This is a genomic window from Methanosarcina baikalica (assembly GCF_031461075.1).
GTDB lineage: Archaea > Halobacteriota > Methanosarcinia > Methanosarcinales > Methanosarcinaceae > Methanosarcina > Methanosarcina baikalica.
In genome coordinates this window covers 1-2,218 of record NZ_JAVKPK010000137.1, presented here as the reverse complement: position 1 = coordinate 2,218, position 2,218 = coordinate 1, and the positions used below count along the sequence as shown (strand labels likewise).

General features: G+C 36.7%; 1 protein-coding gene and 1 pseudogene. One reads left to right on the top strand and one right to left on the bottom strand.

The genetic code is table 11. The features are described from left to right. The first annotated feature begins 480 nt into the window (after nt 1-480). Nucleotides 481-1,704: a M28 family metallopeptidase gene (locus RG963_RS16380; protein WP_310577346.1), complete on the top strand. Its 1,224-nt coding sequence runs from the start codon at nt 481-483 to the stop codon at nt 1,702-1,704. A 250-nt stretch (nt 1,705-1,954) separates the two neighbouring features. Here RG963_RS16380 and RG963_RS16660 read toward each other — a convergent pair. After that, nucleotides 1,955-2,119: pseudogene (locus RG963_RS16660) on the bottom strand (hypothetical protein); the annotation flags it as partial. Nucleotides 2,120-2,218 lie beyond the last annotated feature (99 nt).

Genomic DNA, 2,218 nt, shown 5'->3' with positions numbered 1-2,218 from the left:
TGGACCGCTTGCTTATGCATATTCTCGTTTAGCTTTTCGATCCGCTGATTCTTAATGTGCAGCTGGTCCTTCGGCAAGCAATCTCCGGAAATATCTATCCTTATCCCAAGCGATAGTCCTGGCCTTTTAGATTCGTTTCTACATATATTTACGTGATTAGGTATGTGAAATATATTATATGAAACAAAACGCCCAAAGTGACAAGCCTTTCACCCTTAACCACCATGTTTTGGTTTCCATTAGAAGAAGCAAAATAACCTTCATTACACAGCGTATTTTCTTTTTTAATGTATTTTTCATAATTTTTTTAAAGTTTTCTGTATTCATAAGTAACGCCTTGTTTTGGTAGACCTTGCTTTTCACTCACAGAGTTCCATAAGAAAATTAGAATATTATTGAAAAGAGATAACAAAACCTCTTTATTTTAAAAGTTCCTTACTATTGAGTTCCAGAAACCAAAAAATCGGAGAAAAGGCATAAATGCAGAATTATGAGTCAATCATAACCAGACATTTAAACGAACTGTGCAGCAAAATAGGGAGCAGGCCAATTGGAACTTCAAACAACCATAAAGCTGAGGTATATATCTCGAGGATATTTGAAGAGCTCGGGCTTCAGACAGAGAGACAAGAATACGCCTGTAAAGGCTGGAAATGTGAAAAAATCGAACTATTCTGCGGGAAAGAAAGGGTTACAGCAATTGCCAATACTTACTCAAACTCATGCAATGTAGAGGCAGGCTTCACAGCTGCAGGCAATATCTTTGAACTGGAAAATGGAGATTTCAGAGACAAAATCGCGATAATTTATGGAGAACTAACACAGACACCTTTAGCTGCCAAAAATAATAATGTGTACAATCCTGAGGAGCATAAAAGAATAATTGGGCTTCTTGAAGCAAAAAAACCGCTTGCCATAATTGCTGTAAGCCACCGGACGGCAAGCACTGTTCCCATCCTAGAGGACTGGGACTTCGAAATCCCATCCGTCACAATTTCAGCGATTGACGGAATGAGATTATTGAAAAATGCAGGGAAAAATCTCAACTTAAATATAAAAAGTGATCTTGAAGCTAGCCATGCTGCAAATGTAGTGGGTAAATACGGAATAAACGGAAAAGAGAAACTTGTCCTCTGTGCACATCTTGATACCAAATATGGGACTGATGGGGCTTCCGATAATACCTCAGGAGTTTCAGCACTTCTTACCGTTGCAGAATTATTAAAAGATTTACTGAAAAATATTTTAAATAATGCAAATATGCCATTTGATATTGAATTTGTAGCTTTCAATGGGGAAGAATATTATGCACTCGGAGAAATACTGTATACGGAAAAAAACTTACAGAATTTCGAGAACATGATAGCTGCAATAAATCTAGATGGTATTGGGCATTATTCCTCTACAAGCAATATCGCATTTTTTGAATGCTCAAAACAGTTTGTTGATACTGCAATGCGTTCAAAAAAAAAATACTCGGGAGTCATTCAAGTAGATCCCTGGCCTTCAAGTGACCACACTTTTTTTTGGATGAGAAAGGTTCCAAGTATTGCAATAAGTTCTACAGGCACTTATGATCTGTTTCATACAGCAGAGGATACCCTTGATTTTGTTTCCATAGATAAAGTCGAAGAGGTTGTAAGGCTTACTATGGATCTTGTAATGCAAATCATTGAGTTCAGGCTGGAAAATAAACAAATATAAAATATATGATTTATGCAGCCCTGAATCATTGATCAGCTACCACAACTTCAGGAAAGGCTTATTAAAGACTGATTAAAGCTGAGAGCCACCAAAAAATATTTTAGCGGTGCCCTTTGAACCCTGTAACTTGCAACTGCGGTTAAACTTCTCGTGAAAAACTCCAAAAGTAATAAGCCCTTCACTCTTAACAGCCAAGTTTTGGAGAAGGTTAAGGTCTGAGAAACTTGGTTTTAAGGAATTAAGTTTTGAGTTAAGGGTTAAGTTCGGAGATTAAGGTTTTAAAGAAATAAAGGTTGATGGGATTTAATGAAGCAATCTTTCGGAAACTTTCATTATTCCATAATTCTTTGAAATCTGGATAATTTTTTGCTTTATCCTTGTACGATCCTTCAATATTTACAGCTCGATCTAAATTGTTAAGAGCTTCTTATTTTTTATCCATTAATCAAAGTTGCGCTGGCGCACCCCGCAGCAAGCTAGCGGGGTATTCGACTGAAATAAAATTGCCATATAT

Bases quoted from the DNA above. Each gene is read 5' to 3' on its own strand.
- RG963_RS16380 (WP_310577346.1), top strand. From the start codon at position 481: ATGCAGAATTATGAGTCAATCATAACCAGACATTTAAACGAACTGTGC.